Origin of the sequence: Pseudomonas sp. p50(2008) (assembly GCF_015351605.1) — a bacterium.
Lineage (GTDB): Bacteria > Pseudomonadota > Gammaproteobacteria > Pseudomonadales > Pseudomonadaceae > Aquipseudomonas.
Genome location: NZ_JACMYF010000001.1, coordinates 837,090 through 851,231, shown reverse-complemented (window position 1 = coordinate 851,231; position 14,142 = coordinate 837,090). Strand labels below are relative to the sequence as shown.

The 14,142-nt window shown below is 56.7% G+C and carries 13 protein-coding genes; 9 read left to right on the top strand and 4 right to left on the bottom strand.

Annotated features, from left to right (window positions below; translation table 11 throughout):
* Positions 1-123: 123 nt before the first annotated feature.
* Both H7698_RS03795 and H7698_RS03790 read left to right on the top strand, forming a co-directional pair.
* On the top strand, positions 124-492 hold the full coding sequence (locus tag H7698_RS03795; protein ID WP_162436047.1) for a hypothetical protein: 369 nt from the start codon (positions 124-126) through the stop codon (positions 490-492).
* Positions 493-700: 208 nt separating this feature from the next.
* The gene (locus H7698_RS03790; RefSeq protein ID WP_194690630.1) at positions 701-1,687 is read left to right on the top strand and encodes an RHS repeat-associated core domain-containing protein; all 987 of its coding nucleotides are present in this window, start codon (positions 701-703) and stop codon (positions 1,685-1,687) included.
* A 20-nt stretch (positions 1,688-1,707) separates the two neighbouring features.
* On the opposite strand, the gene H7698_RS03785 is transcribed toward H7698_RS03790, so the two are convergent.
* Positions 1,708-3,306 (bottom strand): glycoside hydrolase family 17 protein, encoded by a 1,599-nt coding sequence (locus H7698_RS03785; protein ID WP_194690629.1) that lies wholly within the window; start codon positions 3,304-3,306, stop codon positions 1,708-1,710.
* A gap of 301 nt (positions 3,307-3,607) precedes the next feature.
* Here H7698_RS03785 and H7698_RS03780 point away from each other — a divergent pair, with 301 nt between their 5' ends.
* The 3 genes from H7698_RS03780 (at position 3,608) to H7698_RS03770 (ending at position 6,666) form a co-directional block, all read left to right on the top strand.
* Positions 3,608-4,459, top strand: a complete 852-nt coding sequence (locus tag H7698_RS03780) for a glycine betaine ABC transporter substrate-binding protein (RefSeq protein WP_162436050.1) — start codon at positions 3,608-3,610, stop codon at positions 4,457-4,459.
* Positions 4,460-4,699: 240 nt separating this feature from the next.
* Complete coding sequence (locus H7698_RS03775) at positions 4,700-5,011, top strand: DUF485 domain-containing protein (protein ID WP_162436051.1); 312 nt, start codon at positions 4,700-4,702, stop codon at positions 5,009-5,011.
* The gene (locus H7698_RS03770) at positions 5,008-6,666 is read left to right on the top strand and encodes a cation acetate symporter (protein WP_162436052.1); all 1,659 of its coding nucleotides are present in this window, start codon (positions 5,008-5,010) and stop codon (positions 6,664-6,666) included. The genes H7698_RS03775 and H7698_RS03770 overlap by 4 nt, the downstream gene beginning before the upstream one ends.
* Before the next feature lie 141 nt (positions 6,667-6,807).
* Here H7698_RS03770 and H7698_RS31305 read toward each other — a convergent pair whose 3' ends face one another.
* The 3 genes from H7698_RS31305 to gltA all read right to left on the bottom strand — a co-directional run bounded on the left by H7698_RS31305 (position 6,808) and on the right by gltA (position 10,318).
* Entirely contained in the window at positions 6,808-6,939 is a 132-nt protein-coding gene (locus tag H7698_RS31305; RefSeq protein ID WP_218576848.1) for a putative transporter small subunit, read from the bottom strand.
* Positions 6,921-8,591, bottom strand: a complete 1,671-nt coding sequence (locus H7698_RS03765) for a sodium:solute symporter family protein (protein WP_194690628.1) — start codon at positions 8,589-8,591, stop codon at positions 6,921-6,923. Before H7698_RS03765 ends, H7698_RS31305 begins: the two co-directional genes overlap by 19 nt.
* Before the next feature lie 437 nt (positions 8,592-9,028).
* Positions 9,029-10,318, bottom strand: coding sequence for a citrate synthase (gene gltA, locus H7698_RS03760; protein WP_003222994.1), 1,290 nt, complete (start codon positions 10,316-10,318; stop codon positions 9,029-9,031).
* 363 nt (positions 10,319-10,681) lie between these two features.
* On the opposite strand from gltA, the gene sdhC reads away from it, so the two are divergent.
* From sdhC to H7698_RS03740, 4 genes are read left to right on the top strand one after another with little or no spacing between them, the layout of a single operon-like run.
* Entirely contained in the window at positions 10,682-11,056 is a 375-nt protein-coding gene (sdhC, locus tag H7698_RS03755) for a succinate dehydrogenase, cytochrome b556 subunit (protein ID WP_162436054.1), read from the top strand.
* Complete coding sequence (gene sdhD, locus H7698_RS03750) at positions 11,050-11,418, top strand: succinate dehydrogenase, hydrophobic membrane anchor protein (RefSeq protein ID WP_007977503.1); 369 nt, start codon at positions 11,050-11,052, stop codon at positions 11,416-11,418. Before sdhC ends, sdhD begins: the two co-directional genes overlap by 7 nt.
* A 3-nt stretch (positions 11,419-11,421) precedes the next feature.
* Positions 11,422-13,194, top strand: coding sequence for a succinate dehydrogenase flavoprotein subunit (gene sdhA, locus H7698_RS03745; RefSeq protein WP_162436055.1), 1,773 nt, complete (start codon positions 11,422-11,424; stop codon positions 13,192-13,194).
* Positions 13,195-13,205: 11 nt separating this feature from the next.
* Positions 13,206-13,910 (top strand): succinate dehydrogenase iron-sulfur subunit, encoded by a 705-nt coding sequence (locus tag H7698_RS03740; RefSeq protein WP_162436056.1) that lies wholly within the window; start codon positions 13,206-13,208, stop codon positions 13,908-13,910.
* Positions 13,911-14,142: the final 232 nt, after the last annotated feature.

Here is a 14,142-nt window from a genome sequence, read left to right as displayed (position 1 = left end):
CGGGTAATAGTAGCTGGACGATACACTTTGCGGCTGTTTCATGACTAGTTATCTGTTACGCGCGTTTGCTTAAAACCGCGAGGGGATTAAGCTGGCCGCCGTTTTCGTCTATTGGAGTGCTCCATGTCTCGCCGTCTGCCCGTGATTTTGCTGCTTGTTTTGCTGCCATTGTGGCTGGCCGCCAGTTATGGCGCGCGTTATGGCTTCATGGAGGATGCGCAATGGGTCGGGATTTGCGTGGATGAGGCGAGTCGCTGGGAGTGTCAGGCTCGTTCGAACCTGGGCTTGATGATTCATTTCAACGTATTGGGCTGGTCAGCGGTCGCGACGGCTGTGATCGGATTTTTGCTGCCGGGGCGGGCAGGGTGGTGGTTGGCGGTGCTGGCGCTGGTGTTGGGGTTCCCGGCGTTGGCGTTGTACAACACGACGTTGGCTGTTTTTGCGGTGGTGATTGCTGCTTTGCGGTTGGTCAGGGCGCCTCGTACTGTTTGATAGTCAGTCATCGCGACCGTGCCCAGCAGGCGGGCGCGGTCAAAATGTAGGAGTGAGCCTGCTCGCGATGAGGCCGGTAAGGTTGGCAAATGTCCCCATCTAACATAGACAGGTTGCAGCTTCTACCTAACAGTTCTGATAGTAGACAGCCCTTCTGATAACTCCGAATCTAGCTATCCATCCCAAGGATATGAATCGGAGCAACGCCATGACTGCTCAGCGAGAGACGTTGCTCTGCCGCTATCAATACGACCCGCTGGACCGGGTAGTGAATTGCGCACCCTTGAATCAGGATGCTGTTCAGCGCTTTTATCGGAAAAACCGTCTGGCCACTGAGATCCAGGGGCCGGTGCGGTACTCGATGTTCGAGCATGAATCACAGCTCATGGCTCAACAGCAGCAGCGTGAGGCGGGGCGGGTTGACAGCGCTTTGCTCGCCACTGATTTGCAACGTTCGGTGTTGCATGCGGTTGCTGTCGATGAGCATCAACGGCCTGTTTATGCGCCCTATGGTCATCGGTCACCTGAAAACGGCTTGAGCAGTCTTTTGGGTTTCAATGGTGAGCGACGGGATCCGGTCACCGGGCATTATTTGCTCGGGAATGGGTATCGCGCGTTTAACCCGGTGTTGATGCGGTTTAACAGCCCGGACAGTTTGAGTCCGTTTGGGAAGGGTGGGGTGAATGCTTATGCGTATTGCGCGGGGGATCCGGTGAATCGGGTGGATCCTACTGGGGCTGTATTCGGAGCGATTCTTGGAGGCTTCAAAGATATTGCTAAAGGCACTCAAATATTGATTTCCGATTCTAGAAATTTTTTCCCAAGTTTAAAGCGCCCCGTCAAATACACCGGAAGGCAAGCAAATGCCGCAGCTAAAGCTCATAACAAAGCTGTTTCGAACTTCAAAAAAGTCGAAGAGGTGCAAGAACCATTGAGCCGGCAATACGAGAAACAGCTGCAAGAACAATCGAATAAGCTCGCTTCAACAAAAAAGCAAGCCATCGATGAAGGAGTAGCGGAGGGATCAACCGCATACGAACAGCGGATCAAACCGGATGTGTTGGCGGCGTTTGGCACGCATCAGGATTTGATGTCAAGTAATCGCAAACTTATGAACGCAAATATTGATGCGTATAAAACTTATAAGAAATTACAAACAGTGCTAGTGCTTGAAAAAATCCGTAAGGGAAAGTGAAATTGAACGTAGGCATTATTTTATGAGGGGTGTCTAACCCGCAAACACCGCCACAACGCCGCCACCATCAACACACTCACCAGCGCCCAACCCAAGGCCTGCTGATTCTGCAACCCTTCACGGAACAACTGCGGCGCAATGCCCGCACCGATAATAAACGTCAGCAACGCAATCTCCCGACGCGGCACGCTCACCGGGCGGCACAGATAGACCAGTGCCGGGACGATGAACGCCATGCTCGGGAAGCTGCGATAGCGCGGGTCGAACACCAGCTCCAGCATTGTCACCGCTGCCGCAAAGCCTGCGAACGCAACCAGCCAGCCGGCACGGCGTTCAAGCACGTTAAACGCACGCTCACGCCAGCCGGTACGGGCACTCAAGGTCAGCGCGGCATGGGCCAGTACCAGAAAATTCAACGCCGTCAGCAATCCGACCCACACCCATTCACTGGTGAACCGGGTAGTGACGCGTGCCAGATCGCCCCAGGCGCCAATCGAGCACGCCGCCAGCGCGCCGAGCAGCGGTAGAACCAGAGCAGCACGTGTGCTGCGTACACGCCCGCCAAGGATCAGCGTGCCCAGAAAGATAAAACCGCCCACAACCAGCCACTGCGACCAGTACGGCACATTCGACACCGGACCTGCCAGGACGCCCTTGTCCTGGCGATCCGCATCGAACAGCCCCCAGTAACCACCCACCGCGCCTTCACTGGCGCGTTTCCACGGCTGGTCAAACGCTTCGATCAGGTTGTAGTGCCAGCCTTGTTGTTCGGCCATGGCGACGAAGCCGCGAATGAACTTCGCCTCGTTGACCCGGCTCGGCAGGGCGGTCTCGCGCTGACGGCCTTCGCTCGGCCAACCGGTCTCGCCGATCACCACGTCCTTGGGGGCAAACTTGTTGCCGAACACCTGACGCACTTCAGCGACATGCTGGAGGGCGGCATCAATATTCGAAGGTTCATCTTCCCAATACGGCAGCAGGTGAATCGTCAGGAAGTCCACTGCTGGCGCGATTTCAGGGTGCTTCAGCCAGAACTCCCAGACGTCGGCGTAAGTGACAGGCTGTTTGACCTGGCTTTTGACTTTATTAATCAGTTTCGCCAGTTGCGGACCAGTCACTTCCTTGCGCAGCAGGGCTTCGTTGCCGACGATGACCGAGGTCACCACATCCGCGTTGGCGTTGGCCGAGGCGATCAGCAGGTCCACTTCTTTCTCGGTGTCCACAGGGTTGCTGTTGACCCAGGCGCCGATCATCAGCTTCAGGCCATGTTTGCGCGCCAGATCGGGCAGGGCTTCAAGGCCGGTCATCGAGTACGTGCGAATGCATTCAAAGCGGGTGGCCAGCAACGCGAGGTCCGCGTCCATGCGCTCGGGGCGCAATTTGAACGGCACGTCGAACGGCGACTGGTCTTTGTCGAACGGGGTGTAGGAGGCGCATTGCAACTTGTGCGTGGCGCTGGCCACGTCGGGCAGGATCACGGGTTTGCCCAGGCCGTACCAGAAGCCACCCAAGGCAAACAGTCCCAGCAGGCAAGCGAACAGGTAGGCAAAAAAAGGAAATCGGGAAGTCGCGGACATGGTCAGGCCGTGTGGGAGCAAAGCCGCGCATGTTACCTGCATTTGCCTCGCGCTTGGTGGCGTACCTGCTTTTGACATGCAAAGTTCGGGCGGATCGGCCTGCGTGCTTTGCCCGGTCAGGGTTAATGGCGTTCTGATGTCGTTTCTCGATGCCTTGAGGTCGCTGGCAGAGAAGGTCGCAGTTGTCGTGAGGTTGATGATCGACGCATCAGCGCTTTTGTAGAGACATCGCGTTGATGATCCAACGAGTTTGCAGTGAAGCGTGATGGGCGCACGGCGCACCAAAACGATACGTTGACGCGACTCGGCATCCGTCGAGCGCAGCACTTTCGGGGAAGTAACGATGAAGATGCGACGACTTTTAGGCGCGGGTGCCGCTCTGGTGCTTGCGATTGGCTCCACCATGGCCAATGCCGAGAGCAAAACCCTGAGCATCGGTTATGTCGACGGATGGTCCGACAGCGTTGCGACCACGCATGTGGCCGCCGAGGTGATCAAGCAGAAGCTCGGTTATGACGTGAAACTCCAGGCGGTGGCGACCGGGATCATGTGGCAGGGCGTGGCAACCGGCAAACTCGACGCGATGCTGTCCGCCTGGCTGCCGGTGACTCACGGCGATTACTGGACCAAGAACAAGGACCAGGTCGTCGACTACGGCCCGAACTTCAAGGACGCCAAAATCGGTTTGATCGTGCCGGAATACGTCAAAGCCAAGTCGATTGAGGACCTGAAAACCGACGATAGCTTCAAAGGTCGCATTGTTGGCATCGACGCAGGGTCGGGCGTGATGCTCAAGACCGATCAGGCTATCAAGGATTACGGCCTGACCAACTACACCCTCAAGGCCAGTTCCGGCGCCGGCATGATTGCCGAGCTGACCCGTGCCGAGAAGAAAAACGAATCCATCGCCGTCACCGGTTGGGTGCCGCACTGGATGTTCGCCAAGTGGAAACTGCGCTTCCTGGACGACCCGAAAGGCGTTTATGGCGCAGCTGAAACCGTTAACAGCATCGGCAGCAAAGAGTTGGCGACCAAAGCACCGGAAGTGGCCAAGTTCCTGAAGAACTTCCAGTGGGCGTCGAAAGACGAAATCGGCGAGGTCATGTTGGCGATTCAGGATGGCGCCAAGCCGGATGCAGCGGCGAAGGATTGGGTTGCCAAACACCCGGAGCGTGTTGCTGACTGGATTAAATAACAGTCACCTCGTTTAACCCTGTGGGAGCGAGCCTGCTCGCGATTGCGGTGCATCAGTCAGCGATGATGTTGACGGGTACACCGCTATCGCGAGCAGGCTCGCTCCCACATTTATTTCCGCGTGCTGGAGTTTGGCGAGTCTGTCATGTCGTTCTAATACTAAGGTCGTCTGGAACCTGGCCCGCAGCCGCATAGAGTGGATAACGTTCCAACAATAATCTGTGCTGCGAGGATAAAAACAATGAACGACAGCATTTACCTCTCGATTCAAAACAGCCCGCGCTTCAAGGAGCTGGTTAGTAAGCGAGAAAAGTTCGCCTGGATTCTTTCGGCGATCATGCTTGGGCTTTACTCCGGATTCATCCTTCTGATTGCTTACGGGCCGCATTTACTGGGGGCGAAAATCAGTCCCGAGTCATCGATTACCTGGGGCATTCCGATCGGTGTCGGGTTGATTCTCTCAGCCTTTATCTTGACCGCTATTTATGTGCGACGCGCCAATGGCGAATTCGACGACCTGAACAATGCGATTCTCAAGGAGGCTCAGCAATGATCCGGCGTCTGATGGCTCTATTGAGCATTGCAGCCTTTGCGCCTGGCGCGTGGGCGGCTGAAGCCCTGACGGGCGAAGTGCACAAACAACCGCTGAACATCCCTGCGATCCTCATGTTCGTGGCGTTCGTCGGCGCAACGTTGTACATCACATACTGGGCCTCGAAGAAGAACAATTCGGCAGCCGACTACTATGCAGCGGGTGGCAAGATCACCGGCTTCCAGAACGGTCTGGCCATTGCCGGTGACTACATGTCGGCTGCGTCTTTCCTGGGTATTTCTGCCCTGGTGTTCACGTCCGGCTACGACGGCCTGATCTACTCGATCGGCTTCCTGGTGGGCTGGCCGATCATTCTGTTCCTGATCGCCGAACGTCTGCGTAACCTGGGTAAATACACCTTTGCCGACGTGGCGTCCTACCGCCTTGGGCAAACCCAGATTCGCTCGCTGTCCGCGTGCGGTTCGCTGGTGGTGGTGGCGTTCTACCTGATCGCGCAAATGGTCGGCGCCGGCAAGCTGATCCAGCTGCTGTTCGGTCTCGACTATCATGTAGCAGTGATCCTGGTCGGCATCCTGATGTGCATGTATGTGTTGTTCGGCGGCATGCTGGCGACCACGTGGGTGCAGATCATCAAGGCTGTATTGCTGCTGTCCGGTGCCTCTTTCATGGCGCTGATGGTCATGAAGCACGTCAACTTCGACTTCAACGCACTGTTCTCCGAAGCCATCAAGGTTCACCCGAAAGGTGACGCGATCATGAGTCCGGGCGGTCTGGTGAAAGACCCGGTCTCTGCGTTCTCCCTGGGTCTGGCGCTGATGTTCGGTACCGCTGGCCTGCCGCACATTCTGATGCGCTTCTTCACCGTGAGTGATGCGAAAGAAGCTCGCAAGAGCGTGCTGTACGCGACCGGTTTCATTGGCTACTTCTATATCCTGACGTTCATCATCGGCTTCGGCGCGATCCTGCTGGTCAGCACCAACCCTGCCTTCAAAGATGCTGCTGGCGCGCTGTTGGGCGGCAACAACATGGCGGCGGTGCACCTGGCCAACGCGGTCGGCGGCAGTATCTTCCTGGGCTTTATCTCGGCAGTAGCGTTCGCGACCATTCTGGCAGTAGTTGCCGGTCTGACCCTGGCCGGTGCTTCGGCGGTGTCCCACGACCTGTATGCCAGTGTGATCAAGAAGGGCAAGGCTAACGAGAAGGATGAAATCCGCGTCTCGAAAATCACCACTATCGCTTTGGCAGTGCTGGCTATCGGTCTGGGCATTCTGTTCGAAAGCCAGAACATCGCGTTCATGGTGGGCCTGGCGTTCTCCATCGCGGCGAGCTGTAACTTCCCGGTGCTGCTGCTTTCCATGTACTGGAAGAAGCTCACCACGCGTGGTGCGATGATCGGCGGCTGGCTGGGTCTGATCAGCGCTGTTGGTTTGATGGTGCTCGGTCCGACCATCTGGGTGCAGATCCTGCATCACGAGAAGGCTATCTTCCCGTATGAGTACCCTGCGTTGTTCTCGATGGCCATTGCGTTTGTGGGGATCTGGTTCTTCTCGGTCACTGACAAATCCGCAGCAGGCGTCAAGGAACGGGCGTTGTTCTTCCCGCAATTTGTTCGTTCGCAGACAGGCTTGGGGGCGAGTGGGGCGGTTTCCCACTAAGGCTTCAGGTTTGTTTGAGTAAGGTGGGTTAAACAGAAATGCCCCGATCGAGAGATCGGGGCATTTTTTTGGGCGGTTATTGCATGTTCGAGACGCAAGGCTTGCCGGCGGAGGCGAATACATAGCCTCCTCGAGCCGCCTTTAGACCAGGTCGGTGCCGTCACGTCTGGCTTTTCGGATGTCACGATACACGCTGACGCATAAGGTGATCATCACCCCCGCCGCAATGACGGGCCAGATCAGCACATACAGGGTTAACGCAAAACTGGACATGGGGAAACTCCTTTGTCTTCAGTGACACATTCGTCGTTGTCATGAAAGGCGACGACGCGCTCGGCGATGCAGTCAAAATCGAAACGTTCGTCAGACAGCAAACTGACAAACACGCACACCAGCGTGCTGACGCCATAGGCGGTCAGTGAGCTGAGCAGTACCGGGTAATCACGCAAGAAGCCGAATGCGAACGGGGCCAGGATCAAAAACGCCAGCCCGCCCAACGCGAACCCTGCGGTGCGACCAAGGAATCCGAAGGCCATCAACCCGATGACTACTCCGCCACCTATCGACGCAAACAGCTCGAAAAACAGCGCCACTGCTCCTTGCAAAGGAAGGATTTCGAAGCGCGCAACCAGAAACATCAGGAAGCCCGCCATGGCGGCAGAGGTAAAGGCGGCATTGGTGATCCGTCCCCAATACAGACTGGCGATGACCGGAAACACGATGGCGCCCCATAACGCACCGACAAAGATGAGCATGGTCAGGATGTCCAGCTTGAGGCTGGCAAACACCACGGCAAGCATCGTCGCCGCGACCATGGTCAAACGTCCTACGAGCAACATGGTTTTTGGGTTTGGTTTGCCTTTGGCCAGGTTTTTCCCATAGACGTCAGTCATTACCAGCGCGGACAACGCCGATAAATCCGAATCGGCGGTTGATGACAGCGAGCCAATGACCATGATGAAAAACAGTCCGACTGCAAAGGGCGGCAAGTAGGTAGCGGCCATTTGCGGGATCAGGTTGTTCAAGTCGCCATCCACCGGTTGTACACCGGCCAGCAACGCCAGAAAGCCCAGCATCCCCAAGCCGATCACGATGGAGGCATAACCAATGGTCGCCGTGATAAAGGTCGACTTCATCAAATCCTCACGAACGGCGAACAGGCGTTGCGCGATGGTCTGATTGCCGATGGCATAGGCTAGCACTGCCACAAAATACGGTGCGCCCTGTTCCAAAATAGCTGTCTTTGAATAGAAGCTGGCTTGCTCCGCAGAGATATCCGGCATGCCCTGGGCGAACAAATCAGGGCCGCCAAGCTGGAAGAAAATAATGGGGATGATCACCACTGCAGCAAAAATCATGGCAACCAACTGGCCGAAATCGGTCATGACCGAGGAGCGAAACCCTGACCAGATGGTGTAACCCAAAACCCCGAACCCGGCGATCAACACGCCATGAATGAAACTCAGCGGCGACAGTACGGCAACCAGCGCACCCGCGGCGGTAAAATTGACCATCAGGCTGATCATGCTGCCGACGATGTTTGAGCCCGCGAGAATCATCTGGCTGGAGCGCCCGTGGCGAGCGTGCATGATCTCGGCCAAGGTGTGGGCCTTGGGTGCCAGTTCACGAAAACGCCGTCCGAACGGATAGATGAACAAAATCATCAACGCCCCCCAAAAGCCATAATGCATGGCGCCCGAGAGGCCGAACTTGTAACCGGAACTGGCGGAAGCGTAGAACGAGGCGGCCCAGATCCAGGTGGCCGTCATACTGGCAGCCGCCATGCCGAAGCCAATGGAGTTGTTGGAAACCATATAGCCATCGACGTTTTCGTCCTTGCGGCTCACCCGCAACGACACCAAAAAGGTCAGGCCGTAAAAACAGAACAGCAGCAAGAGGACAGTGGGGGTGGAAAGTTGGAACATTCCTTTCTCCTTTATGCGCGCCACGACGTTGCCACAGAGGCAACGAAATGCGCGTAGCAACCCGGGTTTTCCTGACAGGCAGGCAATAGCGAACGCAGGTCCGCGGGGTTGTTTTGTGAGGGCTGGCAAGAATCGAATCGCAAGGGGCGATTCAGGTCTGAAGGCAAAGCGCGCGCTAGCACGTTGAGCCCTTAGCTTGCAGCAAGAGCCGACGATAGCCGGAAGATGAGTCCTGTGTCAGAAACGAACAGTCCTGACATGGACAGGCGAAACTATACAGACTTGGAGCAAGATTAACTCGTTGTCTGTATACAATAATGTGCTGACGGGCCTGGCGCCGTCAGCGATGCGCACAAACAAAAACGGCCTCCTGCTCTTTATATAAGAGGCAGGAGGCCGTTTCCGGTACTGCAAAAGACGTTATCGCAAGACAGGTCTTATTTGCGGTCTTCCAGCTTGGTGATGTCGCGCGACTCGTAGCCGGTGTACAGCTGGCGCGGGCGGCCAATCTTGTACGGGCTGGAGAGCATTTCTTTCCAGTGGGAGATCCAGCCGACGGTCCGCGCCAGGGCGAAGATTACGGTGAACATGCTGGTTGGAATGCCGATCGCCTTGAGGATGATCCCCGAGTAGAAGTCGACGTTCGGGTACAGCGAGCGTTCGATGAAGTAAGGGTCGGTCAGGGCGATCTCTTCCAGGCGCATGGCCAGTTCGAGTTGCGGATCGTTGTTGATGCCCAGCTCTTTCAGTACTTCGTCGCAGGTCTGCTTCATCACGGTGGCGCGAGGGTCGCGGTTTTTGTAAACCCGGTGACCGAAGCCCATCAGTTTGAACGGATCGTTCTTGTCCTTGGCCTTGGCGATGAATTTGTCGATGTTCGACACATCGCCAATTTCATCCAGCATGGTCAGAACAGCTTCGTTCGCGCCGCCGTGGGCAGGGCCCCACAGTGCAGCGATACCGGCGGCGATGCAGGCGAACGGGTTGGCACCCGAAGAGCCGGCCAGACGTACGGTGGAAGTCGATGCGTTTTGCTCGTGGTCGGCATGGAGGATGAAGATCCGGTCCATGGCCTTGGCGAGTACCGGGCTGATCGGTTTGATCTCGCACGGAGTGTTGAACATCATGTGCAGGAAGTTTTCCGCGTACGTCAGGTCGTTGCGCGGGTACATCATGGGTTGACCCATGGAGTACTTGTAAACCATCGCTGCCAGGGTCGGCATCTTGGCAACCAGGCGGATCGCGGAGATTTCGCGATGCTGCGGGTTATTGATGTCGAGGGAGTCGTGGTAGAAGGCCGAGAGGGCGCCGACTACGCCGCACATGACGGCCATCGGGTGGGCGTCGCGACGGAAGCCGTTGAAGAAGGTCTTCAGCTGTTCGTGAACCATGGTGTGGTTCTTGACGGTGCTGACGAACTGGGCCTTCTGTTCTGCGGTCGGCAATTCGCCGTTGAGCAGCAGATAGCAGGTTTCCAGGTAGTCCGACTTTTCAGCCAACTGCTCGATCGGGTAACCGCGGTGCAACAGAATGCCGTTGTCGCCGTCGATATAGGTGATCTTCGACTCGCAGGAGGCGGTCGACATGAAACCAGGGTCAAAGGTGAAACGGCCCGTGGCCGTCAGGCCCCGAACATCGATAACATCGGGACCAACGGTGCCGGTTAAAATGGGCAGCTCGACGGGGGCTGCGCCCTCGATGATCAACTGCGCTTTTTTGTCAGCCATGTGGCCTCCTATTTATGCTTGAAATCATCAGACAGACCCCCCACGCAGGGCCCGCACCACTATAGTGAGATAAATTCGAATGTCAATTTGCCTAAAGTCTTGCTCCAGAAGGCTTTAACCGTACTTTTTCCTCGAAATTGCCTGCCATTTACGCCTTTTATTCAACTTGTGCAATGCGCTATTAGGGGAAGGTGAACGCGTTGTCATTAGTAGCCTAACTGTCTATACTCGGCCACCGACCGCCAGGGGCTTTTGGGCCTGCTTTATTGGGGGTCGCATCCCTGGGTGGTGGTTACCTGACCAGTGCACTCCCCAACAACTTTGCCCTGATTGTTAGGGGCTCTTCAGTGTGAAAAAAAAGCCGTGAAAAGCCAACGACCTGTAAACCTAGACCTAAGGACCATCAAACTCCCCATCACCGGCGTTACGTCGTTTCTTCACCGTGTTTCCGGCATCATCCTCTTCCTGGGCCTTGGCTTCATGCTTTATGCATTGGGCAAGTCTCTGGGTTCCGAGGAAGGTTTTGCCGACGTGAAGGCAACCTTGACCAGCCCGCTGGCCAAGTTCGTAGCATGGGGCCTCCTGTCCGCTCTTCTGTATCACCTGGTAGCCGGTGTGCGCCATTTGATCATGGATATGGGCATCGGTGAGACGCTGGAAGGCGGCCGCCTGGGCTCGAAAATTATCATCGCCATTTCCGTGGTGTTGATCGTTCTGGCAGGAGTTTGGATATGGTAACCAGCGTTACGAACCTTTCGCGTTCCGGCCTTTATGACTGGATGGCGCAACGTGTGTCTGCGGTCGTTCTCGCGGCTTATTTCATCTTCCTGATCGGATACCTCGCTGCGAACCCGGGCATTGGCTACGACCAATGGCACGGCCTGTTCGCCCACAACGGGATGCGTATCTTCAGTCTGCTGGCCCTTGTGGCCCTGGGCGCTCACGCCTGGGTCGGCATGTGGACCATCGCGACCGACTACCTGACGCCGATGGCGCTGGGCAAGTCCGCGACTGCAGTACGTTTCCTTTTCCAGGCAGTATGCGGCGTTGCGATGTTCGCTTACTTCGTCTGGGGTGTGCAGATTCTCTGGGGTATCTGATTCATGGCTAACATTCCAACGATTTCTTTCGACGCCATCATTATTGGTGGTGGCGGTGCCGGCATGCGCGCAGCGCTGCAATTGGCACAGGGCGGTCACAAGACTGCCGTAATCACCAAGGTTTTCCCGACCCGTTCGCACACTGTGTCCGCTCAGGGTGGCATTACCTGCGCCATCGCTTCGGCCGATCCGAACGATGACTGGCGCTGGCACATGTACGATACCGTCAAGGGTTCCGACTACATCGGTGACCAGGACGCTATCGAATACATGTGTCAGGAAGGCCCTGCTGCGGTCTTTGAACTGGACCACATGGGTCTGCCGTTCTCCCGTACAGAGCAAGGTCGTATCTACCAGCGTCCATTCGGCGGTCAGTCGAAGGATTACGGTAAAGGTGGCCAGGCTGCCCGTACCTGCGCCGCTTCCGACCGTACCGGTCACGCGCTGCTGCACACCCTTTATCAGGGCAACCTGAAAGCTGGCACCACATTCCTCAACGAGTACTACGCAGTTGACCTGGTGAAAAACCAGGACGGCGCATTCGTGGGTGTGATCGCCATCTGCATCGAAACGGGCGAGACCAGCTACATCCGCGCCAAGGCCACCGTTCTGGCGACTGGTGGTGCCGGTCGTATCTACTCGTCCACCACCAATGCCCTGATCAACACCGGTGACGGCGTCGGCATGGCCCTGCGTGCTGGCGTTCCGGTGCAAGACATCGAAATGTGGCAGTTCCACCCGACCGGTATTGCCGGCGCTGGTGTACTGGTGACTGAAGGTTGCCGTGGTGAAGGTGGTTACCTCATCAACAAGCACGGCGAGCGTTTCATGGAGCGCTACGCTCCGAACGCCAAAGACCTTGCCGGTCGTGACGTTGTTGCCCGCTCGATGGTTAAAGAAATCATCGCCGGTAACGGTTGCGGTCCGAATGGCGACCACGTACTGCTCAAGCTCGATCACCTGGGCGAAGAAGTACTGCACAGCCGTCTGCCAGGCATCTGCGAACTGTCCAAGACGTTTGCTCACGTTGACCCGGTTGTTGCTCCGGTTCCGGTTGTTCCGACTTGCCACTATATGATGGGCGGTGTTCCGACCAACATTCACGGCCAGGCGATCACCCAGGATGCCGAAGGCGTCGACACCATCATCCCTGGTCTGTTCGCAGTGGGTGAAGTGGCTTGCGTATCGGTACACGGTGCCAACCGTCTGGGCGGCAACTCGTTGCTCGACCTGGTTGTGTTCGGTCGTGCGGCCGGTCTGCACCTGGAAAAAGCGCTGACTGACGGCATCGAATACGATGACGCTACCGACGCCAACATCGAAACCGCCCTGGCGCGTCTGTCCGCTCTGAACGAGCGTACCGATGGCGAAGACGTGGCAACCCTGCGTCGCGAGCTGCAGAGCTGCATGCAGAACTACTTCGGTGTATTCCGTACCGGCGAATACATGCAGAAGGGTATTGCCCAGCTGGCTGACCTGCGCGTGCGCATCGCCAACGTCAAGATCAACGATAAGTCGCAGGCGTTCAACACTGCGCGTATCGAAGCGCTGGAACTGCAAAACCTGCTGGAAGTGGCCGAAGCCACCGCCATCGCTGCAGAGATCCGTAAAGAGTCCCGCGGTGCTCACGCCCGTGAAGACTTCGAAGACCGCGACGATGAAAACTGGCTGTGCCACACCCTGTTCTTCCCGGGTGACAAGCGCGTTACCAAACGTGCCGTAAACTTCTCGCCGAAAACTGTTCCGACTTTTGAACCTAAGATTCGGACTTATTAAGGGTGGCCGCCATGTTGAAAGTCAGCGTTTATCGTTACAACCCTGATCAGGACGCCGCGCCGTTCATGCAGGAGTTCCAGGTTGATACCGGTGGTAAAGACCTGATGGTGCTGGACGTGCTGGCCTTGATCAAAGAGCAGGACGAAGGTTTCTCCTATCGTCGCTCTTGCCGTGAAGGTGTTTGCGGTTCCGACGGCATGAACATCAACGGCAAAAACGGTCTGGCGTGCGTCACGCCGCTGTCCGCTGTCGTAAAAGGTAACAAGTTGGTTGTTCGTCCACTGCCAGGTTTGCCGGTCATTCGTGACCTGGTCGTCGATATGAGCATCTTCTACAAGCAATACGAGAAGGTGAAGCCTTACCTGCAGAACGACACGCCGGCTCCGGCCATCGAGCGTCTGCAGTCCCCTGAAGAGCGTGAAAAGCTCGACGGTCTGTACGAGTGCATCCTGTGCGCTTGCTGCTCGACCTCGTGCCCGTCCTTCTGGTGGAACCCGGACAAGTTCCTGGGTCCAGCTGCCCTGCTGCAAGCGTACCGCTTCCTGGCAGATAGCCGTGATACCAGGACGTCCGAGCGTCTGGCTTCGCTGGATGACCCGTTCAGCGTATTCCGCTGCCGCGGGATCATGAACTGCGTCAACGTATGTCCGAAAGGCCTGAACCCGACTAAGGCCATCGGTCACATTCGTAACATGCTTCTGCAAAGCGGCGTGTGATACAGCTGTAGTACCCGCAACATTGCTGTACCCGTAGATGCTACGGCGCAGGCTTCAACCGGCGCCGTAGTTTTAACCTGAGCAGCAGCCCATAAAGCTGCGGCTCTTATTTTGAAGAAATGAGACAAGCAGGGGCATCCGGGCTGGTACCCGGACTATCAGCGTGATCCAAGGTGGCTTGTTTTAGTCGCTGCATTCGGACTTCTGCAAGCGTGCTCGGTATCGACGCCGG